Source organism: Pseudomonas sp. FBF18, from assembly GCF_024261405.1.
Classification (GTDB): Bacteria; Pseudomonadota; Gammaproteobacteria; order Pseudomonadales; family Pseudomonadaceae; genus Aquipseudomonas; species Aquipseudomonas palmensis.
This window is the reverse complement of sequence record NZ_QKRS01000015.1, coordinates 60,182-86,824: the sequence shown is the minus strand read 5'-3', so window position 1 is coordinate 86,824 and position 26,643 is coordinate 60,182. Positions and strand designations below refer to the sequence as shown.

14 protein-coding genes are annotated in these 26,643 nt (G+C 67.4%); 2 read left to right on the top strand and 12 right to left on the bottom strand.

From position 1 onward, the window contains the following. Window positions 1–74 precede the first annotated feature (74 nt). Window positions 75–365: a DUF3077 domain-containing protein gene (locus DN387_RS20605; RefSeq protein WP_054915176.1), complete on the top strand. Its 291-nt coding sequence runs from the start codon at window positions 75–77 to the stop codon at window positions 363–365. On the opposite strand, the gene DN387_RS20600 is transcribed toward DN387_RS20605, so the two are convergent. The 10 genes from DN387_RS20600 to DN387_RS20555 form a co-directional block, all read right to left on the bottom strand. After that, window positions 362–1,159 (bottom strand): thioesterase II family protein, encoded by a 798-nt coding sequence (locus DN387_RS20600; RefSeq protein ID WP_054915175.1) that lies wholly within the window; start codon window positions 1,157–1,159, stop codon window positions 362–364. The genes DN387_RS20605 and DN387_RS20600 overlap by 4 nt on opposite strands. Beyond that, the gene (locus DN387_RS20595) at window positions 1,146–2,876 is read right to left on the bottom strand and encodes a fatty acyl-AMP ligase (RefSeq protein WP_054915174.1); all 1,731 of its coding nucleotides are present in this window, start codon (window positions 2,874–2,876) and stop codon (window positions 1,146–1,148) included. The genes DN387_RS20600 and DN387_RS20595 overlap by 14 nt, the downstream gene beginning before the upstream one ends. Further along, window positions 2,869–3,132: an acyl carrier protein gene (locus DN387_RS20590; RefSeq protein ID WP_043860793.1), complete on the bottom strand. Its 264-nt coding sequence runs from the start codon at window positions 3,130–3,132 to the stop codon at window positions 2,869–2,871. The genes DN387_RS20595 and DN387_RS20590 overlap by 8 nt, the downstream gene beginning before the upstream one ends. After that, window positions 3,129–4,946 (bottom strand): acyltransferase domain-containing protein, encoded by a 1,818-nt coding sequence (locus DN387_RS20585; RefSeq protein WP_054915173.1) that lies wholly within the window; start codon window positions 4,944–4,946, stop codon window positions 3,129–3,131. Before DN387_RS20585 ends, DN387_RS20590 begins: the two co-directional genes overlap by 4 nt. Continuing rightward, window positions 4,943–7,603: a beta-ketoacyl synthase N-terminal-like domain-containing protein gene (locus tag DN387_RS20580; RefSeq protein WP_054915172.1), complete on the bottom strand. Its 2,661-nt coding sequence runs from the start codon at window positions 7,601–7,603 to the stop codon at window positions 4,943–4,945. Before DN387_RS20580 ends, DN387_RS20585 begins: the two co-directional genes overlap by 4 nt. Next, complete coding sequence (locus tag DN387_RS20575; RefSeq protein WP_054915171.1) at window positions 7,591–9,081, bottom strand: NAD(P)/FAD-dependent oxidoreductase; 1,491 nt, start codon at window positions 9,079–9,081, stop codon at window positions 7,591–7,593. The genes DN387_RS20580 and DN387_RS20575 overlap by 13 nt, the downstream gene beginning before the upstream one ends. Continuing rightward, window positions 9,078–12,614, bottom strand: coding sequence for an alpha/beta fold hydrolase (locus DN387_RS20570; protein ID WP_054915170.1), 3,537 nt, complete (start codon window positions 12,612–12,614; stop codon window positions 9,078–9,080). The genes DN387_RS20575 and DN387_RS20570 overlap by 4 nt, the downstream gene beginning before the upstream one ends. A gap of 28 nt (window positions 12,615–12,642) precedes the next feature. Further along, the gene (locus DN387_RS20565; protein WP_054915169.1) at window positions 12,643–13,959 is read right to left on the bottom strand and encodes an NAD(P)/FAD-dependent oxidoreductase; all 1,317 of its coding nucleotides are present in this window, start codon (window positions 13,957–13,959) and stop codon (window positions 12,643–12,645) included. Between the two features lie 34 nt (window positions 13,960–13,993). Next, window positions 13,994–20,575, bottom strand: coding sequence for an SDR family NAD(P)-dependent oxidoreductase (locus DN387_RS20560; protein ID WP_054915168.1), 6,582 nt, complete (start codon window positions 20,573–20,575; stop codon window positions 13,994–13,996). A gap of 93 nt (window positions 20,576–20,668) precedes the next feature. After that, window positions 20,669–21,073, bottom strand: a complete 405-nt coding sequence (locus DN387_RS20555) for a hypothetical protein (RefSeq protein ID WP_054915167.1) — start codon at window positions 21,071–21,073, stop codon at window positions 20,669–20,671. 531 nt (window positions 21,074–21,604) lie between these two features. Between DN387_RS20555 and DN387_RS20550 the strand changes: the two genes are divergently transcribed. Then, complete coding sequence (locus DN387_RS20550; protein ID WP_043861150.1) at window positions 21,605–22,984, top strand: amino acid permease; 1,380 nt, start codon at window positions 21,605–21,607, stop codon at window positions 22,982–22,984. Window positions 22,985–23,090: 106 nt separating this feature from the next. Here the strand turns inward: DN387_RS20550 and DN387_RS20545 are convergent, their stop codons facing one another. Then, on the bottom strand, window positions 23,091–24,242 hold the full coding sequence (locus DN387_RS20545; protein ID WP_054915166.1) for a cysteine desulfurase family protein: 1,152 nt from the start codon (window positions 24,240–24,242) through the stop codon (window positions 23,091–23,093). Between the two features lie 198 nt (window positions 24,243–24,440). Beyond that, window positions 24,441–26,567, bottom strand: coding sequence for a methyl-accepting chemotaxis protein (locus DN387_RS20540; RefSeq protein WP_054915165.1), 2,127 nt, complete (start codon window positions 26,565–26,567; stop codon window positions 24,441–24,443). Window positions 26,568–26,643: the final 76 nt, after the last annotated feature.

Here is a 26,643-nt window from a genome sequence, read left to right as displayed (position 1 = left end):
CGCCTACAAGGTTATGCGGCGCCTGTAGAGCCCCCACACCTCCTGAAATTGGCAACGCTGCAGGAGCATTTTGGATGGACAAGGATTCGATTGCACCCGCCACAAACGCGATCAAAACCATCGGCGTCGGCACCTTCGGCGAAGGCGAAGCAGCCTCCAACGCCGACCGGCTGTTCTGCGTGCAACCCGGCCACAATGCGCAGTTCGCGCTGGAGCAAGCCGCCGCGCTGATGAGCTGCGTGTATAGGCTCACCCTGCAAGCCGGCACCCAGCAGGACACCTCGCTGATCTGGGCCGCGCACTGCCTCAGCGGCATGTCAAAAGCCCTGGTCGAGGACGTGGCTCACGCCATGCTCACCGACTAGCCACCCCGCACAGCAGCGGGCGAAGGGCGCCGATGCTGCCCCTCGGCCGCTGCAAGGCCGTCACCGATCACCCGCACCCGCGCCATCACCACCTGCGGCTGCTGCATCACCGCAAAGTGCCCGCCCTCGATCATGCGCAAGCTGAAACCACCCTCGGTCACGCGCTGCCAACAACCCAGCGATTCAAAGCGCACCTGCTCGTCACCCATACCGCCAAACGCATCCACCGGGATGTCCAGGCCGCGCACATGCGTGTGGCGATACCCCAGAATCAACTCCAGGTCGGCCTGCAGTATCGGCACCGCCAGGTCCATCATCGCCTGGTTCGCCAGCACCTCCCGTGGCGTGCCGGCAAGGTTCGCCAGGTAATCGCGCAAGGCCTGGTCATTGAGTGCTGGCAGGCCAGCGCACACGGGCAGCCAGTCCGGGCTCTGGCGAGAAGACACCAGCAGGTGCACGGGCTTGCGCACCCCCTGCGCCAGCAACACCCGCGCAGTCTCGTAGGCGAGCAGGGCGCCCAGGCTGTGCCCGAACAGCACCAGCGGCTTGTCGGGCAACGCCTGGCACTGCTCGGCAAACGCCGCGGCCACCTCCGCTACCGAGCGGGCGAACGGCTCGCGCAAGCGCCGGCTGCGCCCCGGCAGTTCCACGGCGTACAACTCGCACACCCCAGCCGCCGCCTGCTTCCACGCAAAGAAGCTCTGCGCGCTGCCGCCCGCGCAGTGAAAGCAGACCAGGCTGACCGGCGCTTCGGCGTCTGCCAGCCACTGCACCAGCGGCTCAGCGGGTCTCATCGAACAGGTCCAGCTCGCTCGCCAGGTACAGCTGGCGCATCTTCGCGCGCTGGATCTTGCCGCTGGTGGTCTTGTGCATGCTGGTGGGCTGCACGAACACGATGCGGTTGAGGGTGATGCCGTGCTGGTCCACCACCGCGCTGCGTACCACCGCCTTGAGCTGACGCGGGTTGTCCTGCAGCCAGCGCTTGATCTCGCGGTTCAGTTCGATGGCCGCCACCAGGGTCTGGCGCTGCTGCTCGTTGTCGTGGCTGAACACCGCGCAACTCTGCGGGCGCACCTCGTCCAGGGCTTCGATCACGGTGTACTCGATGTCTTCGGGGTGCAGGTTGCGGCCCTCGCAGATGATCAGGTCCTTGAGCCGGCCACACACGTACAGCTGGCGGTCGTCGGGGCCGACAAAACCCAGGTCGCCGGTGCGCAGGTAATCCAGGGGGCTGCCATCGTCGATCCGCGCTTTGAAACCCGCCTCGGTCGCAGCCGGGTTCTGCCAATAGCCCTGTGCAATGCTCGGCCCGCGTAGCCAGATTTCGCCGATGTGCCCAGGCGTGCAGCGCTTTCGGCTGGCCGGGTCGACGATTGCGATTTCCACTTCCCACGAAGGCTCGCCACACCCCACCAGCTCCTGCGGTGCCCCCGCATCCACGGGCATCACCACCGAGCACACCGGCCGCCCCTGCGGCCCGCCGCTCACGAACAGCGTTGCCTCCGCCAGCCCATAGCACGGCACAAACGCGCTGGCCCTGAAGCCATGCCCCGCATACTGCTGCGCAAAGCGCGCAAGGCTTGCCGGGCGTACCACGTCGGCGCCGTTGAGGGCGTGGGTCCAGTGGGACAGGTCCAGGCCCTGCAGGCGTTCGGCGTCGTAACGCTCCACCGCCAGGTTATAGGCAAAGTTCGGCCCCCCGGCCAACCGCGCCTTGTACCGCGCAATGGCCTGCAGCCAGATCAGCGGCTGACGCACGAAGGTCGCCGGCGCCATGATCACCGTGTGGTTGCCCAGCACGATGGGCAGCAGCTGCCCGAGTATCAGGCCCATGTCATGGTGGTGCGGCTGCCAGGTGACGAAGTCGCTGGTGTGGTCCAGCGCCCAGCTGTCGCGCATCATGCGCAGGTTGGCAGTGATGTTGGCGTGGCTCACCCTCACGCCCTTGGGCGCCGAGGTGGAGCCGGAGGTGTACTGCAAAAAGGCGACGCGCTGTGGGTCACGCTCCGCAGGCCGGGCGAACGCCAGCGGTGCGTCGCAATCGTCGGTAGGGCTCAGCATCGCCAGCGCCGCCGCCGGGGTGCCGGCAAATGCCTGCTGCAGCATTGCCTGTTCGCTTGCGGCCACCAGCAGCAGGCGGCTGCCGCTGTCATGCAGAATGCTCAGGCAACGCTCCACCCGGCGCCGGTTCGGCAGGTTGACGGGGACGGCGATGCGGTCGGCGATCAGGCAGGCCAGAAAGCTTGCGATAAAGTCCAGGCCCTGCGGGAAGAACAGCGCCACGCGATCACCCGGCTCACTCACGGCCTGCAACTGGCGGGCGATGGCGTTGGCCCGCCCCAGCAACTGCTGGTAGCTGACCTGCTGCTGTTCTTCCCCCTGGTCGTCGAGCAGGGTGAACAGCACCTTGTGCGGGTGCACCCAGGCGCGCAGCGCCAGGCTATCGTGCACCGCCAGCAGGCCGGTTGCACTGGCCAGTTCCTGTGGGCTCAGGCAGCTCTTGTCAAACATGCGCGGCCTCCCCACGGGCGGCAATCGCCGCGATGGCGAGGGCCAATTCGGCGATGGTCGGGTGCTCGAACACCAGGGTCGGCGACAGGCGCAAGCCAAACTGCTGCTCCAGGCTGCCGATCAGTTTCATGCCCGCCAGCGAGCCGAGCCCGAACGCACCCAGGGGCGTATCCAGGTCGATGTCTTCGGGCGGCAGGTCCATTTCACAGCAGATGAATTCGCTGATGCGCGTTTGCAGCGTCTCGACCAGGGTCATGGCGTTGTCCTTGAAGGGCAGAGGGGAGGGCAGAGCAGGTTGAGCAATTGCTCCGTGGGCATGGGAATGGGCAGCTCGGGCCGGCAGCACTGGCGCCAGCGATTGAACAGCCACAGCGAGGCATCGCCCGGCTGTTGCCATTGGTTGAGGCCGGCGAGCATGTGGGCCTGCAGTGCGCGGCGTGCGCAGGTGGTTTGGGTCGCGGGGTTGGCAGCGTCGCCAAGGCGGTCGCGCAGCGCGGCCTGATCGCCGCCGCTGTCGCTGAGGTAGAAGGCCTGCAACGCCTCGGCCTGTTCGTTGCGCAACCTGTCGAGCACATAGCCGGGCGTGCGGCTGGCGAACTCGGGGTAGCGCCAGTCCGCCAACGGGCGATGCTCGGCCTGTGTCATGCCGGCAAGCTGTTGCTGACGCTCGACGGGCAGGCCGGCCTCGCTGCCCAGCAGAAACACGCTGCCGCACACCACGAAATCCACCCCCATATCGAACATCGCCTGGGCGCTGGCAGGGCTGCCGATCAGGCCGCTGGCACCGATCTTCGGCCCGCAAGGCTTGCGCCGGGCCAGCGCTGCCAGCAGCAGGGGCAGGTGTGTATCGGCAGCAATCACCAGAGCATCGGCGTCAGCCTCCAGCTCATCGATGCACTCGACCCGCACCTGCCACCGCACCCCAGGGCAGCGCTCACGCAGGGGCTGCCAGTGGGCCGGCACCTCGATGCAGGCCAGTGTCTGGTCCGCCAGCCAATCAATCAGTGCCGAATCTGCGCGGCCATGCAGGCGGATACCGAAACGGCCGCCCACCTGCGGCTCGGCATTCAGGCGCAGCACACGGGCCTTCAACTGTTTATTGTCCAGGCCGTGACTGTCGATCAGCCCAATGGCCCCGTGGCGTGCCAGTTCGCTCAGCAGCGCGGGGGCGTCAGGCGCAATCACCAGCACAGGGCGCGCAGGGGCATTCGACCGCTCAATGGCAGGCTGCTCACGAACAGCCTTGAGCATCCCGCCCAGAATCGCAGGCTGGCCGATCTCGATAAAATCCTCGACGCCCTCGGCCAGCATCCGCTCGATCACCTGCTGCCATTGCACCGGGTGGGTCAGGTGTGTGGACAGTGCCTCCACCAGCCCGTCGCGGGTATGCGGGCGCGCGTGCACGTTGGCGATCACCGGGAATGCCGGTTCGCGAAACGCTCCGCTCATGCGTTGCAGAAAGTCCCGAAACGGTTGCTCCACAGCGGCCATGTGCGCGGTATGAAAGGGCCCGCTCACCTTCAGCGCAATGGCCCGAATCCCCCGCGCTGTGCAGTGCTCCAGCAACTGTTCAAGGGCTGCCAGCGTGCCCCCTACGATGATCTGTGTGGGGCTGTTGATATTGGCGATGGCCAGGCCTGCATCCGGCCGTTCGTCCAGCAGTGCCTGAACCCGCTGCCGATCCTGGCCCAGCACCGCCACCAGCCCGCCGCCCTGCACCTGGGCCATCAACCGCGCCCGCTCGATGACGATGCGCAGGCCCAGGCTGAAGTCCAGCGCGCCGGCAGCGGTCAGCGCCGCGTACTCACCCACGCTGTGCCCGGCCGCAACGCTGGCAACGGCGCCATCCTCACGTGCCGCCAGGTAGCCAAGCCACGACACCACATAGATGGCCGGCTGGGTGAAGGTGGTGAGGTTCAACTGCTGCTCGGGGTCTTCCAGGCACAGACGCTCGATCGAGTAACCCAGCACCGCATCGGCTTCGGCCACCAGCGCCGGAAAACGCGCGAACAACGCCGCGCCCATGCCCTTGCGCTGGCTGCCCTGGCCCTGGAACAACCACGCCTTCATGCGCTCACCTGCTGGCGCACAAGGTCGAAGGCGCGCATCTGCATGCCCGCCAGGCGCAGTGCGCAGCGGCCATCGGCCGTGCACAGGGCCACATCGAAGGTCATGCCCTGGCGCTCGACAATCAGCTGCCGCGCGTCTCGCAACGCCTGGGGATCAAGCGTCAGCGTGCGAATGCGATAGGGCAGGCTGGTGCCCGCCGCCGTGCTCAGGTGGGTCAACAGCGCAGCCCACAGCCGGTAGCCGTCCAGGCCCTGAGGCAGTGTCGCCCGCACACCCTCTGCCGTGACGGGCAACGCCTGCAATACCGGCGCGGCAGCAACCGCAGCCGCGGTCTCGACCTGCAGCAGCACCTGCCCGTTCACACTCACCTGCCAATGCCGTGGGGCGCGGGTAAAGTGCAGCGTGTCGCTTGCCGCAAGGGCAACCGGCGGGCCAAAACACACATCGTTCCAGTGCAGCACGCTGCTTGGCTGGGCCACATGGCCCACCAGGGCGGCCAGCGCCATGCATGAACCCGGCGGCGCCGCTCCAGGCGCCCAGCAGTCGAGCCACGCCTGTACCGGCGTGGCCGGCGCAGGTGCTGCGACGGCTGCGCTGTACCACACCCGCTCCAGCCGCCAAGGGTAGGCCGGCAAGGGATACTTGTGTGGTCGCGGTTCGTCGCCATACAGCGTGGCCCAGCCCGGGCTCGGTACTTTGCCGGCCACCCAATGCGCAGCCCATTGCTCGAGCAGTGCACGGTCGGCCCGGCCACTGCCTGCCTCCGGCGCCGGTTTGGCGGTCAGCCCATCAGCGCTGTGCCACCGGGTATCCGAGGGGCAATCAGACGACCCCAGATACGCCCGCAGCTGTTCGAACAACGCCTCGCGACCATCGACCACCACCGCCAGCCGCCGCACCATCGCATCGCGCCCCTCCTGCAGGCTGCGGGCGATGGCCGCAAGGCTGGCCGACAGGCCGCCCGGCAACGCATTCAAGCTCTCCAGCCGTGCCGCCTCTTCAGGCTGCACCGCCGCTTCGCCCACCAGCCGCTCCACCACCTCTTCAAGGCTTACCGCACCGCGCCATGCATCGATGGGTACGTCCAGTTGCAGGGCGTCCAGCGCCTGCTCCAGGCAACCTACAAAATCCTCGGCGTCCATCTTCAGCTCGGCAAGCCGGGTGGCCACACCGTTGCCTGGCATCAGCCCCAGCAGGTCGCGCAGACGTTCGTCCAGCGCCTGGCGCAGCGCGCCGCCGGCATCGGGCAAGGGCTCGCCAAAGGCCGCCAGCAACTGCCGCGCACGGGCGCGCAGGCCGTCTTCATCCTTGGCCGACAGCAGCACCAGATACGGCTGGCCGTCGGGCACGCCAGGGCTGTCGCTCCCCCTGTCGGCAGCCTTGAGCACCACATGCGCATTCACCCCGCCAAACCCGAACGCACTCACCCCGGCCAGCAGCGGTGCATCCTGTTCGCCCATGGAATGCGCGGCATCGGGCAGATAGAACGGGCTGCCCGCCAGCTCGATCTGCGGGTTGAGCGCGTCATGGTGCAGGTTGCCCACCACCTGGCGATGCTGCAGGCACAGCAGGCTCTTGATCACCGAGGCAATGCCGGCCGCGGCTTCCAGGTGGCCGATCTGGCTCTTGAGCGCGCCCAGGGCGATGGGCGTGCCGGCCTCGGTCGTGGGCAGGGCGTTCTTCAGCGCATTGATTTCAATCGGGTCACCCAGCGGCGTGCCGGTGCCGTGGGTCTCGATCATCCGCGCCTGGCTGGGGCAATGGCCGCTCTGCTGCCAGGCCCGGGTGATCACCTCGGTCTGCGCCTTGGGGTTGGGCGCGGTAAAGCTGTGGGCACGGCCGCCGTGGTTCTGCGCGCTGGCGCACACCTGGCCGTATATGAAGTCGCCATTGGCCTGGGCTGCCGCCAGCGGCGCAAGCACCAGCGCGGCCACCCCTTCGCCGCGCACATAGCCGTCGGCACTGGCAGCGAAGGTCTGGCAATGTCCGGCATGGCTGAGCATGCCGGCCTTGCCGAAGGCGATGAACAGCTCAGGCCCCAGCAGCAGGTTGACCCCGCCCACGATCGCCAGCTCGCATTCACCGTCCTGCAGTGCCTGCCGGGCACGGTGCAGTGCCACCAGCGAGCTGGAGCAGGCGGTGTCGATCGCCTCGCTGGGGCCGTGCAGGTCCAGGCAGTACGACACCCGGTTGGCGATGGCTGTCAGCGCGATGCCGGTGCCGCGCCAGGCATCACTGGGCACGCCGTCGCGGCGCATCAGCGTGGGGTAGTCGGCATGGCCCACGCCCACGAACACCCCCACCCGCCGTTTGGCCAGCTGGCCCGGCGCGTAGCCGGCATCTTCCAGCGCCGCCCAGGCCGCCTGCAAGAACAGCCGTTGCTGCGGGTCCATGCCTTGCGCTTCGCGGGGCAGAATGCCGAAGAAGCGCCCGTCGAAGCGGTCGACCCAGGGCATGAAGCCGCCGCGCTGGCAGTAGGTGGTCTCTTCCCCGGGGTTCAGCGCGCTGTCGTGGTCGCGCCAGTTCCAGCGCTCGGCCGGCACCTGGCCGACCGCATCGCGGCCTTCGCGCAACAGCTGCCAGAACGCGCGCAGGTCTGGCGCCCCCGGCAGGCGAGCGCTCATGCCGACCACGGCGACCGGCGTCACGACGGGCATGAGACCGGCTCCCGCTCTTGGACGTGGTGTGCGGCGCTGCTGGCGTCATAGGTGTGGGCGATGCTCAGCAACGGGCTCTGGCGATTGCCGGCCTGGGCCCGCTCGCGACCCTGGCGCAGCTCCTTGGCCAGGTAGTGCAGGTAGGTGGGGCCGTGCATCTCGTAGTTGTTGCGTGGGGTGGCCAGGAACTCGCGCTCGATCACCTTGCGCTCGGCGGCAATGTGCGCGCGCTCGGCCTCGGCACCGGGGCGCTGGTACGCACCGGCAAAGTAGTCGGCGGCCACCTCGGCCTGGCGCTCCATCATGTCCAGAAAGCCCCAGGTCACGGCCTGGAACACGCCGATGAAGGCAAGGTTCGGCACCTCGGGCAAAAAGATCCGCTGGTACAGCGGAATGCGGTTTTCCTCGATCTGCAACAGGCTCTGGGGCAAGAACGGGAAGTCGGTGTGATAGCCCGTGGCGTAGATCACCGCGTCCACTTCCAGGCTGCTGCCATCCACGAAGTGCACGGTGTTGCCTTCGATGCGCTGCACCTGCGGCACCACCTTGAGCTTGCCGTCGCCCACGCGGTTGGCGAAGTTCTCCGACAGCGTCGGCAGGCTCGACATCATCAGGTGGTCGGGCTTGGGCATGCCCAGTTGCTTGCGCTTGGCGATCAGCAGCTTGTACAGGCCGGTGAACATCAGCCCGGTCAGCGGGTAGGGCAGAAGCTTCTTCACCCACCAGTCGTTGAGTGGGCCCATCACCTTGTCCACGCGAATGCCGAACAGGTAGTGCGGCAGCACGTACACCCCACGGCGCAGCGACAGGTAGGTCATGCGTGCATCGTGGCTCACGTCCACGGCAATCTGCGCGCCGCTGTTGCCCACGCCCACCACCATCACGGTCTTGTCCTGGTAGGGGTGGCGATAGCGATAGTGCTTGGAGTGGATGCTGTCGATCCGGGCAGTGGCTGCGTAGTCCGGCAGGTTGGGCGTGTTGTGGTGCCCGTTGGCGACCACCAGCGCGTCGTAGTGGCGTACTTCGCCCGAGCCCAGGGTCACCCGCCAGGTGCCGTCGGCCAGGCGCTCGGTGTGCTGCACCGGGCACTCCAGGTGAATGCTGTCGCGCAGCGCGAAGTGCTCGACGAAGCTGTCCAGGTACGCATGCACCTGGCGGTGCGAGGGGAAGTCCGGGTAATGCGACGGCATGGGGAAGTCGCTGAACTGGTACAGGCCCTTGGGCGTGTTCATGTTCATGCTGTGCCACACCGAAGTGTGCTCGCCCGTGTGGTCGAAGGCCCAGATACCGCCGATGCGGTCGCGCTTGTCGAAGCAGTCGAAGGCAATGTGCTTGCGCTTGAGCGCGCGGGCCATCGACAGGCCGCCGACCCCGGCGCCGACGATGCACACCCTGGGGCCTGGCCCGGTCAGCGGGCGAATGGCGGCCACACCCGGTGCGGCGTGGCTTGGCGAGTTGACGCGAGTGTGCTCAGTCACAGGTTGGGTCCTTTTTTTTTAGGGTGGGTGAGGCTCGACAGAAACTGCGCAGTGCGCGTATCGCCCAGGTGCCGGTTGTGTTCGGCGCAGTCCTGCAACACGCCGTCCACGCCCCGGGCCAGGGCCCGGCGCAGGTTGGCGACCATCAGGTCGATGCTGTCGCGGTCGATGTTCAGCGGCGGCAGGTAGCGCAGGCAGTGGTTGTGGATCGGGCACACGGCTGCCGCCACCCCGCCTTCGGGGTCGCGCAGCAGGCTGCCCCACAGCAGGTAGCCGAAGCTGCGCTCGACAAACGCCGGGGTGCCGGCCAGCTCCAGCTCCACCGTCAGCAGCAGGCCCTCGGCGCGCACCGCGCGAATCAGCGGGAACGCCCGCTGCAGCTCCAGCAGGCGCTGGTGGAAGTACTCCCCCTGCGTTCGCGCATGGGCCAGCGCACCCTCGCGCTCCAGTGCCTGCAGGCAGTTCAGCGCCAGGTGCGCGCTCAGCTGGCTGATGCCGCGCCCCTGCAGGTCGGCCACGCGCTGCGGTTGTCGCTGGGCGCCCGCGTGGGTCACGGCCTCGCTGCACAGCACCACGCCCATCGGCAGCAGGCTGTCGCACAGCGCGCTGCCCAGTGCCACGATATCCGGCTGCGGCACCTGTGCCTGGCTGTGCAGAAAGCGCCCGGTCATCAGGTTGGTCTGGGTTTCGTCGATGCCCACCAGGTAGCCGCCGGCGTCGCGATGGCGCTCGATCATCGCGATCAGGTGGGGCGGCACTGGGCGCGAGGCATTGGCATCGACCTGGATCGTCTCGAACCACACCAGGGCGATTTCGCCGCTCAGCAGGTGGCCCTGCAACTGCGCCTCGGCGTCTTCGGCCAGCGGGTCGATGAACACGGTATGCGCATGCAGTGGCTCGAACGGCGCGCGGAAGATATCGAAGCCCAGCGTGTGCGAGGCCGCGGCGCTGAGCATCGAGAACCCCAGCCCGCCGCTCAAGCACAGCAGTTTGTGACGCTCGCCCCTGGCCGCCAGCAGGCCGAGGGTCAGCGCGGCCTCCACGGCGGTGACGTTGCTGGAGGCCGGCAGCGCCATCGGCAGGCCGGTGTTGTGCTGCAGCAGGCCTTGCAGCTCGCCCCAGTAGTCGCGCCGGGTGTCGTGCTGGCGTGCGACCTGCTCGATCACATCCAGCGGGTTGAGGCCGCGCGGGCAGGTGCCCACGTTGACGAAGCAGTCGATGATTTCCCGCGAGGGTTCGCCATCGTGCATCAGCCGTGAGCGCACCCCGCGAGCCTCGTGGAAGCGCCCATCGAAGCCGTGCATGCGGGCGATCTTCGCGTAACCGCGGTTGCCGTAGCACAGGTGCGCCTGGTAGGTCGCTTCGCTGCTGCTGGCGATACGGCGCAGTTCGCGTTGCTCATCCACGCTCAGCCCGGCGGCGAACTGCGCCATCAGGTGTTCGAAGGCCAGCTTGAACGGCAGGCCGAAGTTGCTCATCACATGGCGCACATAGCTTTCGTTGGGCGTCATCAGCCACGGGTTCTTCACCCGTTCATGTACCAGGCAGGCGCCCAGCGGCGCCTGGAGCCCGCTCAGGCCCTCGCCCAGCACGATCAGGTCGGGGCTTTCGCACAACGCCAGCAACGGCCAGTGCCCGGCCTGCCGGGCAGGCTCCACCACCAGGCTGAGAATGCCGCTGCCGGCCAGCTCGCGCAGCCAGGCATCGCAGGCCTCGGCGTTGGCGTCGGCGGCCTGGATGCAGGCCACCGCCGCCAGTTGCTCGGGCCCATGCTGGCGCTGGTAGGCCAGCGCCTGGGCAAGGCTCGCCACCACCCGGATGCCGGGTACCAGCGCACTGGCATCGGCGCGCTGCAGCGGGTTGAAGTAGCGCGCCCAGTAGCCGCTGTCGTCGATCAGCAACAGTTCGCCCTGGCCGTCGGGGGTGCGGTTGCGTGCATGGTGGCGGGCCAGGCGCAGGGCCGCATCCAGGGCTTCCTCCAGCGAAGTCATGAAGTAGCTGCGGTAATCGGCAGGCTCGCGCTTGCCGCGCTTGGCCAGGTGATTGAGCAGCAGGGCGGTCTGCGCGGCGGGCGCCGACAGGATCGCGCAGTGGCCCTGTTCGCCCTGGCGCACGTAGTCTTCCAGCGTTTGCAGGGTGTGCGCGGTGGCCGGCTGAAACACCGGGGGCACGGGGCGCCGGGCCGGGCCTTCGGGGGTTGGCAGGTTGTGCAGAAACTCCAGCAGCAACTGGTTGTAGCGTTGGTGATGGGTAAAGCCCAGCAGGTGCCCGGCGCCCTGCACCTCGATCAGTTCGGCATGCGGCACGGCGTTGGCGATCAGCGCCGAATAGGCCGGCGGCTGATAGGCATCGTCGCTGGCGCAGATGATCCTGCACGGGCAGTGCAGGTTGCCCAACTGCGGGCGCAGGTCGAAATCGCCGATCACCTGCTGGTAGGCCGGCAGCGCTGCCATGTTCCAGCCGCGGTTGAGGGTCATGAAGCGCGGGCTTTTCTGCAGCTCGCCCATCAGTACCGGGAAGTTCGACGCGCCTTCGCTGAACGGCGAACTGACGCTGATGCACAGCCCTGCGCAGCGGTGCGGGTGGGCCAGGGCAAAGGCCTGGGCCAGCACGCCGCCGAACGAATAGCCGATCACCGGCAGCGGCTGGTCGATACCCAGCTGATCCAGCAGCACCACGATATCGGCCACCAGGTGCGCAATGTCGAACGCGGGCGGCAGCTCGGCCTCGCCGCAGCCGGGCAGGTGCAGCATGATCAACCGGTGCCCGCGCCCCAGCGCCTGCAGTTGCAGGCGCCACATCACGTCGTACTGCATCACCAGCCCGCCCAGCATCAGCACCGGCATGCCGCTGCCATAGGTCGCGCATTCCAGGCGCGGCGCGCCGGGTCGGTGGATCTGCACCCGCGTGGCCTGCTGGCACAGGCTGAACTGTTCGTCGAGCAGGGCCTGGCTGGGCTCGTACTCGTTGCTCACTCGCGTGCCCTGGACCACCGCCGGGGCAGCGGGGGCGAGGTGCTCATAGCGTTGCCACAGCGCCTCGATGCTCAAGGGGCCTTGCGTAGCGGGTGTGGCCACTGCGCCGGCAGCCACGGGCGCAACCACCTGCGCCATCGGTGGCGCCGCAGCCACAACCGGTGCGGGGGCGGGCAAGGGCGCACTGTCACCGTAATGCTCCAGCAACTGCCCGTGATGGTTGGCCAGCAGGTAGCCGCAGAAACTCTGCAGGTTCTGGAATTCGAAGAACACCGTCGGTGGCACGCTGATGCCGAAGCGCTGGGTGAACAGCGTGCCGATTTCGGTGGAGGCGATGGAGTCCAGGCCATAGTCCATCAATGCACGCGTGGGCGAAAAGTCCGCCGGGTCGATCTTCAGCACGCCCAGCAGCAGATCGCGCAGGTCCTCCAGCAGGCGCTGCTCCAGCGGCGGCGCGGCGCCGGCATCCAGGCTGTCGAGCAGCAGCAGCGCCTGGCGCGCACTCAGCGCGCCGGCATCCGGGTCGCCCGTCAGGGGCAGGTGGGTCGGTTGGTTCATGGTCGGTTCCCCGGCGTGTCGTCGATGGTCAGGCGCTACGCGCCAAGGGTGGCGAGGGCTGCAGCCGCGCGGTCAGAAAGTTCACGGCCCGGATGAACTTCCACAGGTCCACTTCGTGGGCGTGGCGCTGGGTCTGCATGAAGCGCTGCTGGCCCAGGTCGAGCAGCTGCGGCTGACGCTTGATCTGCTGCACGGTGTGCCAGGCCGGGCTGCGCAAGGCACGGGCCTGCAGGTAGGCGGCCACGAAGCGCCCGGTCATGTTGGCCAGGTTGCCGATGCCCGACGGCGTGTTGAGGTAGCCGACGAACACCAGGTCGTCGTGCTCGGCCGGCAGCATGCGCAAAAACAGCGAGTCGAAATCGCGCTGCCAGTCGAAGGTCTGCAGCGGCAGAAACGGCAGGTCGATGCCGTAGCCGGTGGCCCATACGATCAGGTCGATGGTGGCCACGCTGGCGTCGCAAAAGTGCACCTGCTGGCCGTCGAAATGGCTGATGTCGGGCTTGGCCTGCACATCGCCATGGCCGATGTAGTAGAGAATCTGCGAGTTGAGAATGGGGTGGCATTCGCGAATGCCGTGGTCCGGTGCGGGCAGGCCATAGTCGCGCCCGTCGTAGCCGGCGAACTTGAAGCTGCGCTCCACGTGCGCCCAGTATTCGTCCTCGTCGGCAAATTTCGGCGCCTGGTCCATCAGCCATTCCTGGGTCGGCTGGCCATCGATGAACTTGGGCATGTAGTGGTAGCCGCGCCGGGTCGAGTGCAGCGCCAGGCTGGCGGTTTGCGCGGCGTCCACGGCAATGTCGCAACCGGAGTTGCCGCCACCCACCACCAGCACGCGCTTGCCGCGAAACTGTGCCGAGCTGCGGTACGCGCTGGCATGCAGGGCCTGCCCGCTGAAGGTGCCGGGGTACTGCGGCACCTTGGGCGTGCCGAGCAGGCCGTTGCATACCACCACCGCCTCGTAGCGGGCCTGGCGCCCGTCGTCGAAGCTCAGCAGCCAGCCGTCGGCGGTCTTGTCCATGTGGGTGACGCGGGTGTTGAAGCGGGTGTGCTGCTGCAGCTGGCAATGCTCGGCCAGTTGCGTCAGGTAGTCGAACACCTGGGTGTGCCGCGGGTAGTCCGGGTAGTGCTCGGGCATCGGGAAGTCGGCGAACTGGGTGTTGCGCTTGGAGCTGATCAGGTGCACCGCTTCATACATTTTCGAGGCCGGGCCGTCGGGCTGCCAGTTGCCGCCGAAACGCGCGGTGGCCTCGATGATCTCGAAGGCCAGGCCCACTTCGCCGAGGGCCTTTGCCACGCCCAGGCCACTGGCCCCGGCGCCGATGATGGCGATAGTCGGCTGCTGCATTGCATCACTCCCTTGAAGGTGGAAACAGGCGAATTCAGAGCATCGAACGCAGCAGGTCGCGGGCCTGTTGCTGGCTGATTTCCCGGCGGGCCAGGCGGTCGAGAATGTCTTGTGGCGTCACCGCGGGCGCAGCGTGCGGTGGCGCCGGCAGCGGTGGGCTGCTCACTGTGGGCGGCGTACTGATCCAGTAGCGACGACGCAAGAATTCATAGCCGGGCAGCGGCACCTTTCGCCACGCCTGGGTCGCCGCTGGCGGTGTCGCGGGCAGGTGCGCATCGAGCCAGGTGCGGGCCAGGGCCGCACACTCGGGCGCAGGGGCCGGGCCACTGAGCAGCACCCGTGCTTCGTCGCCCGGCGGGCTCATCAACCATTCGCTCAACTGCCGGCGCAGCGCATCGAAGTCGTCGGCCACCACGGCCAACCGTGCTTGCTCGAACGCCTGGCGCCCGTGCAGCAGGGTGCTGGCGACATCCCGCGTGGTGAAGCAGCGCAGGCCCAGGTAGTGCTCGGGGTGCTGCGGTGCCAGGGCGTGTTCATGCTCCAGGCAGTCGACAAAGCGCTGCAGGTAGCTGCGCAGTTGCCCGGCGCTGTGCGCGCTGAATACAAAGGCCTGGGGGCCGGTGGGCGCGGGTGGCGCTTGCAGCGGGGCGTCCTCGATCAGCACATGGGCATTGGCGCCGCCGGCCCCGAACGAACTGATGGCGGCCACCCGTGGCAGGCCATCTGCAGGGTCCGGCCAGTCGGCCAGGCGCTGCTGCACCACGAAGGGCGTGTTGCTGAAATCGATGTTCGGGTTCAGCGGCTGGGCATGGATGGACGGCGCCAGTTGCCGGTGCTTGAACTGCAGCAGCACCTTGGTCAACGCGGCCATGCCGGCGGCCGATTCCAGGTGGCCGATATTGGCCTTGATCGAGCCGATGGGGCAGCGCCACTCGCTGGGTACCTGGGCGGCCAGGGCCTTGCCCAGGCCACGGATCTCGATCGGGTCGCCCAGGCTGGTGCCGGTGCCGTGGGCCTCGATATAGCCCAGCCTGGCGGCGGGCAGGCCCGAGCGCTGCAGGGCGCGGCCGATCACCTGGGCCTGCGATTCGGCGTTGGGCACGGTATAGCCCGAGGTGCGCCCGCCATGGTTGAGCTCGCTGCCACGGATCACCCCGTACACGTGGTCGCCGTCGCGCAGGGCCTGGGCCAGGGGCTTGAGCAGCACCACGCCCACGCCTTCACCCGGCACGTAGCCGTCGCCGCCGGCGCCGAAGCTGCGGCACTGGCCCTGGGTGGAGGCGAAGTTCAGCTCGCACAGCATGCGGTACTTGTACGGGTGCAGCGACAGGTTCACCCCGCCGGCCAGGGCCAGCTCGCAACTGCCGCTGCGAATCAGGTCGCAGGCCAGGTGCAGGCTGGTGAGCGACGACGAACACATGCTGTCGACGGCGAACGAGGGGCCTTCAAGGTCCAGGCAGAACGACACGCGGTTGGCGATCGAGGCATACGAGGAGTTGGTCAGGGTCGCCGGCCGCGCGGGCCAGCTCGACGCACCATAGAACTGGTACTCGCCGTACATCACCCCCGCGACCACCCCCACGCGGCGTCGCTCCACGCCCGGCTGGCGCGGCCCGCACAGGCTCTGCGGGGTGTAGCCGGCGTCTTCCACGGCATGCCAGGCGGTTTGCAGAAACAGACGCTCCTGCGGGTCCATGCGCTCGGCGTCGCGCGGCGAGATGCCGAAGAACAGCGGGTCGAAGCAGTCGAAATCATCCACCAGGCCGCCCCAGCGCGCATATAGCTGGTCGTCGCCGCCCGGTTGCTCCCAGCGCGAGGTCACTTCGCTGATCAGGTCATCGCCGGCCGCCAGGTGCTGCCACAGCGCCTGGGCATCGCGTGCGCCGGGGTAGCGCCCGGCCAGGCCGATGATCGCGATGTCCTGGCGTTGGGTGTCGGCAGTGCCCTGCGTGACCACCGACAGCGCGGGTGCTGGCGGCTCGACCACCACGGGGCCCGGTGCCAGCCGGGCGACTTCGGCCGGGTGCTCGTTGCCGAGCAGGGCGGCCAGCTCGCGCAGGCTGCGCACTTCGAACAGCACGGTCTTCGACAGGGTGGGGAAGTGCTGTTCAAGCCGGCCGTTGAGTTCCATCACCAGGATAGAGTCCAGGCCGAATACCTCCAGCGAGGTGTCGGGGTCGACCTTGTCCAGCGGTGTGGCCGTCACCTCGGCCAGTTGACGGGTGAGGTAGTCGAGCAGGCAGGGCGCGTCGCTGGCCGCCTGCGGCGCGACCTGCACGGGCGGGGCAGGCGGCGCCTCGATGCCGAACAACCGTGCAACCGCGTCGCGCTTGCCGCACACCGGGATCAACACCGCTTGCGCCAAGGCGAGGCAGCGCAGGAACGTGGCAACCCCCTGATCGCTCGGCAACAGGGCCAGGCCATGGCGAGCCAGCCATTGGCGCACCGGCGCCGGGGCCTGCATGCCGTTGTCGGTCTGCCACAGTGGCCAGGCAATCGACAGCGAGCGGCCCTGGCGCTGGCCGCTGGCACAGCGCTGCTGGCGGGCCTGCACGAAGCGGTCGAGCCAGGCGTTGGCCAGCGCGTAGGCGCTCTGCCCGACATTGCCGTACACCCCGGCCAGCGACGAGCACACCATGAACAGTTTCAGCGGGTCATCGGCGGTGGCTGCATCCAGATGGCGGGCGGCCAGGGTCTTGCCCTGGAGTACGCTGGCGCGCTCCTGGGCAGGTTGCCGCAGGAAGAACCCGTCCTGCAGAACCCCGGCACAGTGAATCACCCCGTGGCAGGCGCCATAGCGCTGGCGAATGCTGGCCAGGGCAGTGTGCAACGAGTCGGCATCGGCGCAGTCGGCCTGCCAGTAGGCGGCATCGTCGGCGCCCAGGTGCGTGAGGCGCTGCAGCCATCGGGCAGCGTCTGCATCGAGGGCGCGACGGCCCAGCACGGCCAGGCGCAGACCGCCGAGGCTCGCCAGCGCTTCACCCAGTGCACGGCCGACGGCCCCCAGCCCGCCGCTGATCACCAGCACATCGCCGGCGCTCAGTTGCGTCGGCGCTGTGCCGGCACCCGGGGTGACAAAGCGCAGGCTCGCCACGCGGCGTTGCCCTTCGCACAGCGATACCCGGTTGACACCGGGCTGCGCAGCCGCAAGCAGTTCGTGCGCCAGCGCTTCACGCTCTGCGCTGCCGGGCTGGTGGCTGGTTTCGATCAGGCTGGCGCTCAGGCTGGGGATCTCCTGCACCACCGAGCGCAGCAGCCCTTCAAGGGCACTGACAGGGCCGGGGTGCAGCACGATCCGGGTATGCAACGCGGGGGTGCTCTGGCCCTGGCACAGGTGGCGCAGCAGGTCTGCGGTAGCCAGGGCGGCGTCCAGCCCTTCGCCCAGGCCGGCGTCCTGGCTGCCGGTGCTGCGCAGGTCGATCAGCAGGCGTGCGGGTACCTGCTGCTGGCTGGTCAGCAGGCGCAGCAACAGGTCGATGTGGCGCGCATCGCCCAGGTCGGCCTCGACGGTGCGTGGTGAGGTGTAGTGGAACTGCTGCGCGGGTACCAGTCGCCAGGCGGCGTCACGCAGTTGCGCGGGTAACTGGGCGAAGGCTTGCGGGTCGTCGCACAGCAGCAGTGTGGTGGGCATCGGCCCGGGCGCGGCCGGGGCGGCGGGCTGGTGCTGCCAGTAGGGTTCGAGCAGATGCACGGCATGCTCGGGGTCGACGCGGTACTCGCGAAAGGCAAAGGCCTCGATGTCCATCAGCACCTGGCCGTCTGCATCGAACACCCGGAAGTCGTACAGGCGCATCTGGCTGCCCTGGGCAGCACGCGGGCGCACGTGCACGAAGCAGCGCTCGGTCAAGGGCCGGTAGCCGTGCAGGGCCTGGCAGGCGTAGGGCACGAAGGTGGTGTCGATCTGTGCATTGCCCTGGGCGGCGGTGACGAAGGCGCTTTGCAGCACCGCATCGAGCAACGCCGGGTCCAGCGTGCTCAGCGGTTCGCCCTGGCGCTGCTCGGGGCGCCAGTGCAGTTCGGTCAGCGCCTGTTGCTCGCCCAGCCACGCGCCGGCAATGCAGCGCAGGGTGGGGCCGTAGGCGATGCCCAGGCGCTCGAGGGTGGGGTACAGCGCGTCGAGGGCCAGCGGTCGGGTGCACTCGCTGCGCACCTGCGCCAGGCTTGGCAGGCTGTCGGCGGGCACCTGCACGGCGCGGCACTCGCCACGAAAACTGGGGGTGGGGTCACTGGCCGGCAGCGGCTGGAACGCCAGGCGCACACCGTCGTGGGTGCGTGCGCTGCGGCATTCGATGCTGCGCTGCTGGCCGGGCTCGACGCGGATCGGGCTGGCCCAGGTCAGCTTGTGCAGGGTCAGCGGCAGGTCCAGGCCGTGGCGGCGCGCCTGGTTGCAGCACAAGTCGATGTAGGCGGCGGCGGGCAGCACCGGCTGGCCCTGCACCACATGGTCGCGCAGAAAGAACTGGCCGGCATCCAGGTGCAGCTGGGTGCTGGCGTGGGGCGCGGCCGACTCCACACGCGGCACCCAGTAGCGGTCCCTGGCAAAGGGGTAGAGCGGCGCGGCCAGTGGGCCGGGCGGCTGCGGCCAGAAGCGGCCCCAGCGGGCGAGCGTGCCGTCTACCCAGGCCGCTGCCAGTTCATCGGGGGCGCTGGCGCTCAGCTCTCGCGTTGGTGTGCCGGGCAGCAGCCGGCCCTGATAGCCCCCCGGCATCGATTGCACGAAGCGCTCCAGGCCAGCCTGCAACTGCGTCAAGTCGGCAGCTACCAGCGCGAAGCGATGGTCGAACGCCGGGCGGCAGCATTGCAGGGTGTAGGCGAGCTGGTTGGCCGATGCGTCGGGGTGGCGTTGCAACCAGGCCAGCAGGGCGGCGGCCTGTTCGCGCACTTGCGCTTGGCTGCGCGCCGACAGCGGGTACACCGCCGGGCCCGTGCTGGCGCTCGACGGTGTGGGTTCGGGGGCCTGTTCGACAATCACATGGGCATTGGCGCCGCCAGCGCCGAACGAGCTGATGCCGGCGCGGCGCGGGCCGTTGTCGCTGGTCCAATCACGCGTGTCGCGCACGATCTGCAGGTGGCTGTGCTCGAGCCCGGCGTCGGGGTTCAGCACCCTGGCATGCAGCGACGGCGCCAGGCGCCGGTGCTGCAACTGGAGCACCACCTTGCTCAGCCCGGCCATGCCGGCGGCCGCTTCCAGGTGGCCGAAATTGGCCTTGATCGAGCCGACATGGCAGGTCGCCGAGTGTTGCCCGCCCAGTGCCTGCCTGAGCCCTTGCAACTCGATGGGGTCGCCCAGGCGCGTGCCGGTGCCGTGGGCTTCGATGTAGCTGATGCTGGCGGCCGGTACCCTGGCATCGGCCAGCGCCCGCTCGATCAGCGCGGCCTGGGCACCGGCGCTGGGCACGGTGTAGCCGTTGGTGCGCCCGCTGTGGTTGATCGCACTGCCCTTGATCACTGCCAGTATCCGGTCGCCGTCGCGCCGGGCCACCTCGAGCGGCTTGAGCACCACGGCCGCAACCCCTTCACCGGGCACGAAGCCGTCCGCCTCGCTGCCGAACGCATGGCAACGTCCGGTGGGCGAGAGCATGTGCTGCTGGCACAACTGCACGTACTTGGCGGGGTGGGTGTAGAGGTTGACCGCACCCACCAGCGCTGCCCGGCACTCGCCCTTGCGCAGGCTGTCGATGGCGCTGTGCAATGCCGTGAGCGATGACGAGCAGGCGGTGTCGATGGCCAGGCTCGGCCCGCACAAGTCCAGGGCGAACGATACCCGGTTGGCCACCGACCACGGCAGGCCACTGGGGATCGCCGGTTGCCCGGCCTGCCACAGGGCAGGGCCGAGCAGGGGGTAGGTGTTGCTGGTGATCCCGACGAACACGCCGACATCCAGCGCACCCTGGGCGCCGCGCAACAACTGGCCGCGCTCGCCCAGGTGGCCGCTGTCTTCCAGGGCATGCCAGGCGCATTCGAGAAACAGCCGCTCCTGCGGGTCGAGGCAGGCGGCTTCACGCGGGGCGATGGCGAAGAACTGCGCATCGAACCGATCGATATCGGGTAGAAACCCGCCCCATTTGGCATAGCTCAGGCCGCTGCTGCGGGCGTCGGTGCCCGCGGCGAAAAAACCGTCCAGCGGCCAGCGCTCGGCGGGTATCTCGCTCACCGAGTCGACACCCGCCAGCAGGTTGCGCCACAGCGCATCCAGGTCGTCGGCACCGGGGAAGCGGCCATGCAGGCCGACAATGGCGATATCGCCAGCGGGCTCCTCGTTGCACGGCGCCAGGGGGGCAATCGAGGGCCAGGCCTCGACGCCTGCGGCTGGTGGGGGCGGGATGGGCGGGCGGCCCTGCAGGTAGCTGGCGCTGGCCTGCGGATGCTCGCGCAGCAGGTGCGTGGCAACGTCGCGGATGCAGCGGCAGTCGAACAGCAGGGTCTTGTTCAGGTCGGCGAAGAGGGGCTGGATCAGCTCGTTGAAATTCAGGATGGCCAGCGACGTGAGGCCGATCTCGTGGAAGGGCGCATCGTTGTACAGGGTGTGGGCCTCGACACCGGTCGCCTGCTCCAGCAGTTGACGCACCAGATCCATCAAGGCGGCGTGCGAACGGGCTTCCTCGGTATCGAGCATCTTCAATTCCTGAATAAAAGTTGACAGGCGACGGGCAGGCACACAGAGGCCGACGCCGCGGTGGCGTCAGCCTTCAAGTGGCTGGGTCAGGTATTAAAGGGTAATGCTGGTGGTGGGGTAGAACAGCATGTTCAATACGAACAGAATCATCCAGAAGCCGACTTCCAGTGTTTCGGTAATAGGCTGAATACGTTTTATCGCGCCATAGACATGCACCACAAACATCAGGGTGAATACCACGAAGAGTATGTCGAAGGCATAACTGAAACTGGTGCCGGTGGTGGCCGAGCGCAACATGGCCACTTCAACCACCAGAATGAACGCGCCCAGGCAGCGGCCGAAATAGATGGCCAGGTGGGTATGTTCCGGGATGGTCCATTGCATCAGGCGCGCCCAGGTGAGTGGCGCAATGAAGATCGGCAGGGCGAAGAACAGCGTGGTCACGATCATCAGGGTGGTGATGTACACACTACTGTATTGCGCATAGTAGCCAAGCATCGGCGAACTCCTTGTTCAATTGTTATTGTTGTTATTCATCGTGGGGTTTTGCTGGGGGCAAGCATTGCGAGGGCGGTACTTGTGTGTCAAGCAAACCGCGGTGGGGGAATACCAAAGAAGGGGAGCCGGGTCGAGAGTCGTACTACTTAGGGCGCGAGACTTAAAACGTTATCAACCGCTTCACCGCAGGTGAAGTTATCAAGTAATAACCGGGTGAATAAAGTTTTATTTATCCGATAGTTGCGAGCCCTGCCGGCACATGACCGTCAGGGCCCACTCGCTCGCCGCCTACCACAAACCCGCTGCAGCCCCTCAGGAAAAAAATGCAGGATGTTGTGCGCAGAAATCGCTTGAGGTAGCCGGCCTTGCCGTCCAAGGTGCCACCCTGATAGCCATTGCCTGAAAAAGGCTGAAGCGTGCGGCGCAGGCACATGACGATGCCTGCGTGAGGAGCGGCCTTCTGCAAGCGTGACGCGTCATCTCGCTGCAGAACGTTGCCGTCTTCTCCCAATAATAAGAGAGGTAAAGGAAATGCAATCCAACAGTCTCAAGCAGAGCCTGAAGCAACGTCACATCACCATGATCGCGCTGGGGGGCGTGATCGGGGCTGGGCTTTTCATGGGCTCCGGCTCGCTGATCGCGTCGGCCGGCCCCGCCGCGATCCTGTCGTATTTCATCGGCGGCATCGTGGTCACCCTGGTGATGTTCATGCTTGGCGAGATGGCCTGCCGCACCCCCGATGCGGGGTCGTTCTCCACCTACGCCAACATGTACCTGGGCGAGTGGGCCGGCTTTACCGTCGGCTGGCTGTACTGGTTCAAGTCGATGATGACGATCACCCTGGAGGCCGTGCTGCTGGGCGCCATCCTGCATGACTTTCTGCCCTGGCTGCCGATCTGGGCGGGCGCGTTCATCATGCTGGTGACCCTGATGGCGAGCAACGCCTACTCGGTGAAGTCGTTCGCCGAAGTGGAGTACTGGCTGGCCGCGCTGAAGGTCGCCACCATCCTCATCTTCATGCTGCTGGGCGTGTCGATTCTGCTCGGCCTGCACAGCGACATCCCGTCCCCTGGCCTGGTGAACCTGACCGCGCATGACGGCTTCATGCCCAATGGCCTGTCGCCGGTGATGGCGGGGGTGATCGTGGTGATCTTCTCGCTGGGCGGCAGTGAAATCGCCGCCGTGGCGGCTGGCGAGTCCGAGAACCCGCGCCGCAACGTGATCCGCGCGATCAAGAGCGTGATCCTGCGCGTGATGCTGTTCTACGTGGGCTCGGTGTCGATCCTGATCCTGTGCCTGCCGTGGACCGACAAGGCCAACCTGGCGTCGCCCTATGTGTCGCTGTTCACCCTGGCCGGGTTCGGCGGCGCGGCGGTGGCGATGAAGATCGTGCTGTTCGTTTCGTTCATGTCGGTGATGAACTCGTTCATGTTCTCCAACTCGCGCATGCTGTTCTCCCTGAGCCAGCGTGGGCATGCGCCCAAGCTGTTCTCGCACACCACGGCCAAGGGCGTGCCGCTCAATGCCTTGCTGCTCAGCCTGTGCATCTGCCTGACGATTCTGACCGTGCACTTTCTCAGCGGCGGCGACCTGTTCATGACCCTGGCCAAGAGCAGCGGCACCTTCGTGATGATCGTGTGGATCTTCATCATCATTGCCCACCTGGCCATGCGCCTGAAAACCCGTCACGAACCGGTCGACCCCAAGGCCTTCCGCGCCTGGTTCTTCCCTTATGCCAACGTCGTGGCACTGCTTGCGCTGCTCGCCGTGATCGGCAGCCAGGCCATCGACCCGGCATCGCGCCTGCAACTGTGGTTCATCGCGGCCACCACGGTGCTGGTGGTGGTGGCCTATTTCGTGAAGCGCAACCGGGTGGCCGACAAACCGGCGGCTTACGTGCAAGCCGAGTAAGCCGTGGCAAGGGTGTAGGAGCCAGCCTTGCTGGCGATGCCCGGCCATGCCGGGCCAGGGGGGCTGTACGCACCATCGCCGGCAAGGCCGGCTCCTGCAGGCCGCTTTACCAGAACCCTGCCGGCGCCTGCAGCGCAGCCCTGAACACCTCGATTGCCCGCTCCACATCTGCCATCTCGGTGTACCGCCCCACGCTCACCCGCACACTGCTCAGCGCCTGGCCGGCATCCAGCCCCAGTGCCAGCAGCACATGCGAAGGGGCCTGGGTGGCCGAGCTGCACGCGGAGGTCGACGACAGCGCCAGGCTGCCGGCCACCTGCGCGCTGTTGAACCCGCTGCGGCTGATGCACAGGTTCAAGGTGTGCGGGACACGCTGCTGCGCGCACCCATTCAGGGTCACGCCCGGCAGGGCCAGCAAGCCTTCACGCAGGCGCTGGCTCAGTTGCTCGATGCGCATGCTTTGCGCATCACCTTGCACGCCCGCCAGCTCGAACGCCGCGCCCATGCCCACAATCTGATGCGTAGCCAGCGTACCCGAGCGCATACCGCCCTCGTGCCCGCCGCCATGCATCTGCGCCTGCAGCACGGGGCGCGCACGCGGGCCGACGTAGAGCGCACCGATGCCTTTGGGCCCATAGACCTTGTGCGCCGAAAACGACATCAGGTCGACCGCCAGCGTGCCCAGGTCGATGGCCACCTTGCCCACCGCCTGCGCCGCGTCCACGTGCAGCAGTGCGCCGTGTTCGCGCACGATGTCGCCGATGCGGGCGATGTCGGTGAGGGTGCCGAGTTCGTTGTTCACCCACATCAACGACACCAGTGCGGTGTCCTCGCGCAAGGCCGCCTGCACGGCCTCGGGCTGGATCAGCCCCTGTGCATCGGGCTTGAGCCAGGTGACCGTGTGGCCCTGGCGCTCCAGTTCATGGGCGGTGTCGATCACCGCCTTGTGCTCCAGGCAACTGGTGATCAGGTGACGGCGCCCAGGCTGGCCCTGGGCAATGCCTTTGAGGGCCAGGTTGTTGGACTCGGTGGCGCCCGAGGTCCATACAAGGGCGTGTGCGGTAGCGCCAACCCGGTCGGCCACTTGCTGGCGCGCGTGGTCCACGGCCTGTCGGGCGGCCTGGCCATAGCCGTGGCCAGTGGAGGCGGGGTTGCCGAAATTGCCCTGGCGGCCGAGGCAGGCCAGCATGGCTTCGATCACCCGGTCATCGACCGGAGTAGTGGCGGCGTAGTCGAGGTACAGCGGTAGTTCTGGCATGGTCATCGTCTTTTTGTGCACGTGAAGGGCAGGTAGGTAGCCTACCGACGATGACGGAGAAAATTTTTGACTGTTGTTCGGTTTGTTTGGTGCTTATAGAAAAAATATTCTCTTTGTGTCTCAGGGATTAGTATATTTTTCGTCATCGCACGCCGCCGACCGTATTCACGCCTAAACCGTTGCGCCTCGCCAACCACATCACACCCTGAACATCGCCATCAGCCCCTGCTGATGATTGGCCAGCCGGTTGAGTGTCTGGCTGATCTGCGCCGATTCCTCGGCTTGCCCGGACAACGATTCGGTCACGTCGCGAATGCTCGCCACGTTGCGGTTCACTTCCTCGGCCACGGCACTCTGTTCCTCCGCCGCCGAAGCGATCTGCAAGTTCATGTCGGTGATCACCGCCACCGCATCGCCAATGCGCTGCAGGGCCGGCAATGCCTGCTCCACACGCGCCGCGCTGTCCTGCGCCTGGCGGTGGCTGTTGTGCATGGCCTCCACCACCTCGCGGGTGCCTTGCTGCAACCCTTCTATATCGACGCGAATCTCGTCCACCGAGTCCTGGGTGCGCTTGGCCAGGTTGCGCACTTCATCGGCCACCACCGCAAAGCCGCGCCCGGCTTCCCCCGCCCGCGCTGCCTCGATGGCGGCATTCAATGCCAGCAGGTTGGTCTGCCCGGCAATCGAACGGATCACGTCCAGCACCGAGCCGATCTGCTCGCTGCGCGTGGCCAGGTGTTCCACCTCCTGCATGCTGGTGGTCATCTCGCCGGCCAGTTGTTCGATGGCGCGGGTGGTGTCGCCAATAAGCTCCAGGCCTTCGCGGCTGGCATGGTCGGCGCCGCGCGCAGCCTCGGCGGCCTGCGCGGCGTTGCGCGCCACATCCTGCGCAGTCGCGCTCATCTCGTGCGACGCCGTCGCCACCTGGTCCACCTCGCGGTACTGCTGATGCATGCCGGCGCTGGTCTGGCTGGCCAGTGCCGCCGACTGGTCGGCGGTGCCGCGTGCGTCGTGCACCGAGGCCTTCACGTCGGCAATCACCGGCTGCAGCTTGTCGAGAAACCGGTTGAACCAGCCCGCCAGCTCACCCAGCTCGTCCTTGCCCGCATACTCCAGGCGCCGGGTCAGGTCGCCCTCGCCACTGGCGATGTCCTTGAGCATCGCCGCCACGTCCAGTATCGGGCGGGTCACGCCGCGCGCGGTCAGCCAGATCACCAGCAACCCCACCACCGCGGCCACCAGTGCCATCAACAGGCTGCCGAGGTTGGCGCTGGCATTGTAGGTGTCCAGGCGATTGTTGAGTGCCACGGCCGGCGCACGCAGCACCTGCTCGGGCACCTCCAGCAGCACGCTCCACGGCTGGGCACCGGGCACCGGGGCGAACGACTGGCTCACCTGCAGCAGGCCGTTGTCGTTGAATTCGGCCGCCTTGCCGGCGCGCATCTGTTCGGCCAGGGCCCTGGAGTCGGTGCCGAACACCTGCTCGAAGTGCTTGCTCAACTGGCCGCTGTCCTCGCTGTGGCCGGCCAGCAGGCCGGTCGCGCTGACGATGCTCACCTGCCCGTTGCCGTCGAACAGGTCCTTGCGTCCCTCCAGGCTCAGCAGCTGCAGGTTGTCCAGGCTGATGTCCACACCCAGCACGCCGATCAGCTTGCCGTTGTGCTTGAGCGGGATGGAGATGCTGGTGGTCAGCGGGGTGCGGTCGCCCACGGTGTCGAAGTAGGGCTCCACCATGCAGGTGTCACCGCTCTCCAGGGTGCAGGTCAGCCAGCGGTTGGAGACCGAGCCATTGGCCGACACGCTGGTGTCGGCGAGCATCGATTCAGGCATCGCCTCGCGCTCCAGGGTGCCGGGGCTGGGCTGCGACCAGTACAACGAGAACCGTCCGGCCTCGTTGCTGCCCGCGCCGGCCTGGTTGACGAAGGCCGCGTCCTTGCCGTCCAGCGCATCGGGCAGGAACACCAGGTACAGCCCGAGCAGTTCGGGGTTGTTGCCCAGCGCCCGTTCGGTTTCGCGGGTCAGGGCCTGGCGCAGGTCGCCATTGCCCTGGGCGCGCAGGTACATCACCAGGTCTGCAAAACCGTTGCCGTACAGGTAGGCGCTCTGGAAGTAGCGCTGGATCTGCGCCGCCTGCAGCTGCGCGTAGGTGTGCAGGCGCAGGCGCGCGTTCTGGTCGAGCATCTGGGTGCTGGCGCTGCTCACCAGCGTGGCGCTGCGCGAGGACTGCACCCGTGTCGCCACCATCAGCACCACCACGACGGCCAGCAGGCACAGGCCCGCCAGCAAGGTGATCTTCCATTGAATTCGCAGGCGACGCAGCAACATGATCAGGTCCTTGATTTCACGGTGTCGAGCAGCAACGGCCCGCTCTGGATCGCGGGTGGGCATCGTTGGGCGGTGC

Coding starts and splice junctions, on each gene's coding strand:
- DN387_RS20605 (WP_054915176.1), top strand. CDS start 75: ATGGACAAGGATTCGATTGCACCCGCCACAAACGCGATCAAAACCATC.
- DN387_RS20600 (WP_054915175.1), bottom strand. CDS start 1,159: ATGAGACCCGCTGAGCCGCTGGTGCAGTGGCTGGCAGACGCCGAAGCG.
- DN387_RS20595 (WP_054915174.1), bottom strand. CDS start 2,876: ATGTTTGACAAGAGCTGCCTGAGCCCACAGGAACTGGCCAGTGCAACC.
- DN387_RS20590 (WP_043860793.1), bottom strand. CDS start 3,132: ATGACCCTGGTCGAGACGCTGCAAACGCGCATCAGCGAATTCATCTGC.
- DN387_RS20585 (WP_054915173.1), bottom strand. CDS start 4,946: ATGAAGGCGTGGTTGTTCCAGGGCCAGGGCAGCCAGCGCAAGGGCATG.
- DN387_RS20580 (WP_054915172.1), bottom strand. CDS start 7,603: ATGCCCGTCGTGACGCCGGTCGCCGTGGTCGGCATGAGCGCTCGCCTG.
- DN387_RS20570 (WP_054915170.1), bottom strand. CDS start 12,614: ATGAACCAACCGACCCACCTGCCCCTGACGGGCGACCCGGATGCCGGC.
- DN387_RS20565 (WP_054915169.1), bottom strand. CDS start 13,959: ATGCAGCAGCCGACTATCGCCATCATCGGCGCCGGGGCCAGTGGCCTG.
- DN387_RS20560 (WP_054915168.1), bottom strand. CDS start 20,575: ATGCTCGATACCGAGGAAGCCCGTTCGCACGCCGCCTTGATGGATCTG.
- DN387_RS20555 (WP_054915167.1), bottom strand. CDS start 21,073: ATGCTTGGCTACTATGCGCAATACAGTAGTGTGTACATCACCACCCTG.
- DN387_RS20550 (WP_043861150.1), top strand. CDS start 21,605: ATGCAATCCAACAGTCTCAAGCAGAGCCTGAAGCAACGTCACATCACC.
- DN387_RS20545 (WP_054915166.1), bottom strand. CDS start 24,242: ATGCCAGAACTACCGCTGTACCTCGACTACGCCGCCACTACTCCGGTC.
- DN387_RS20540 (WP_054915165.1), bottom strand. CDS start 26,567: ATGTTGCTGCGTCGCCTGCGAATTCAATGGAAGATCACCTTGCTGGCG.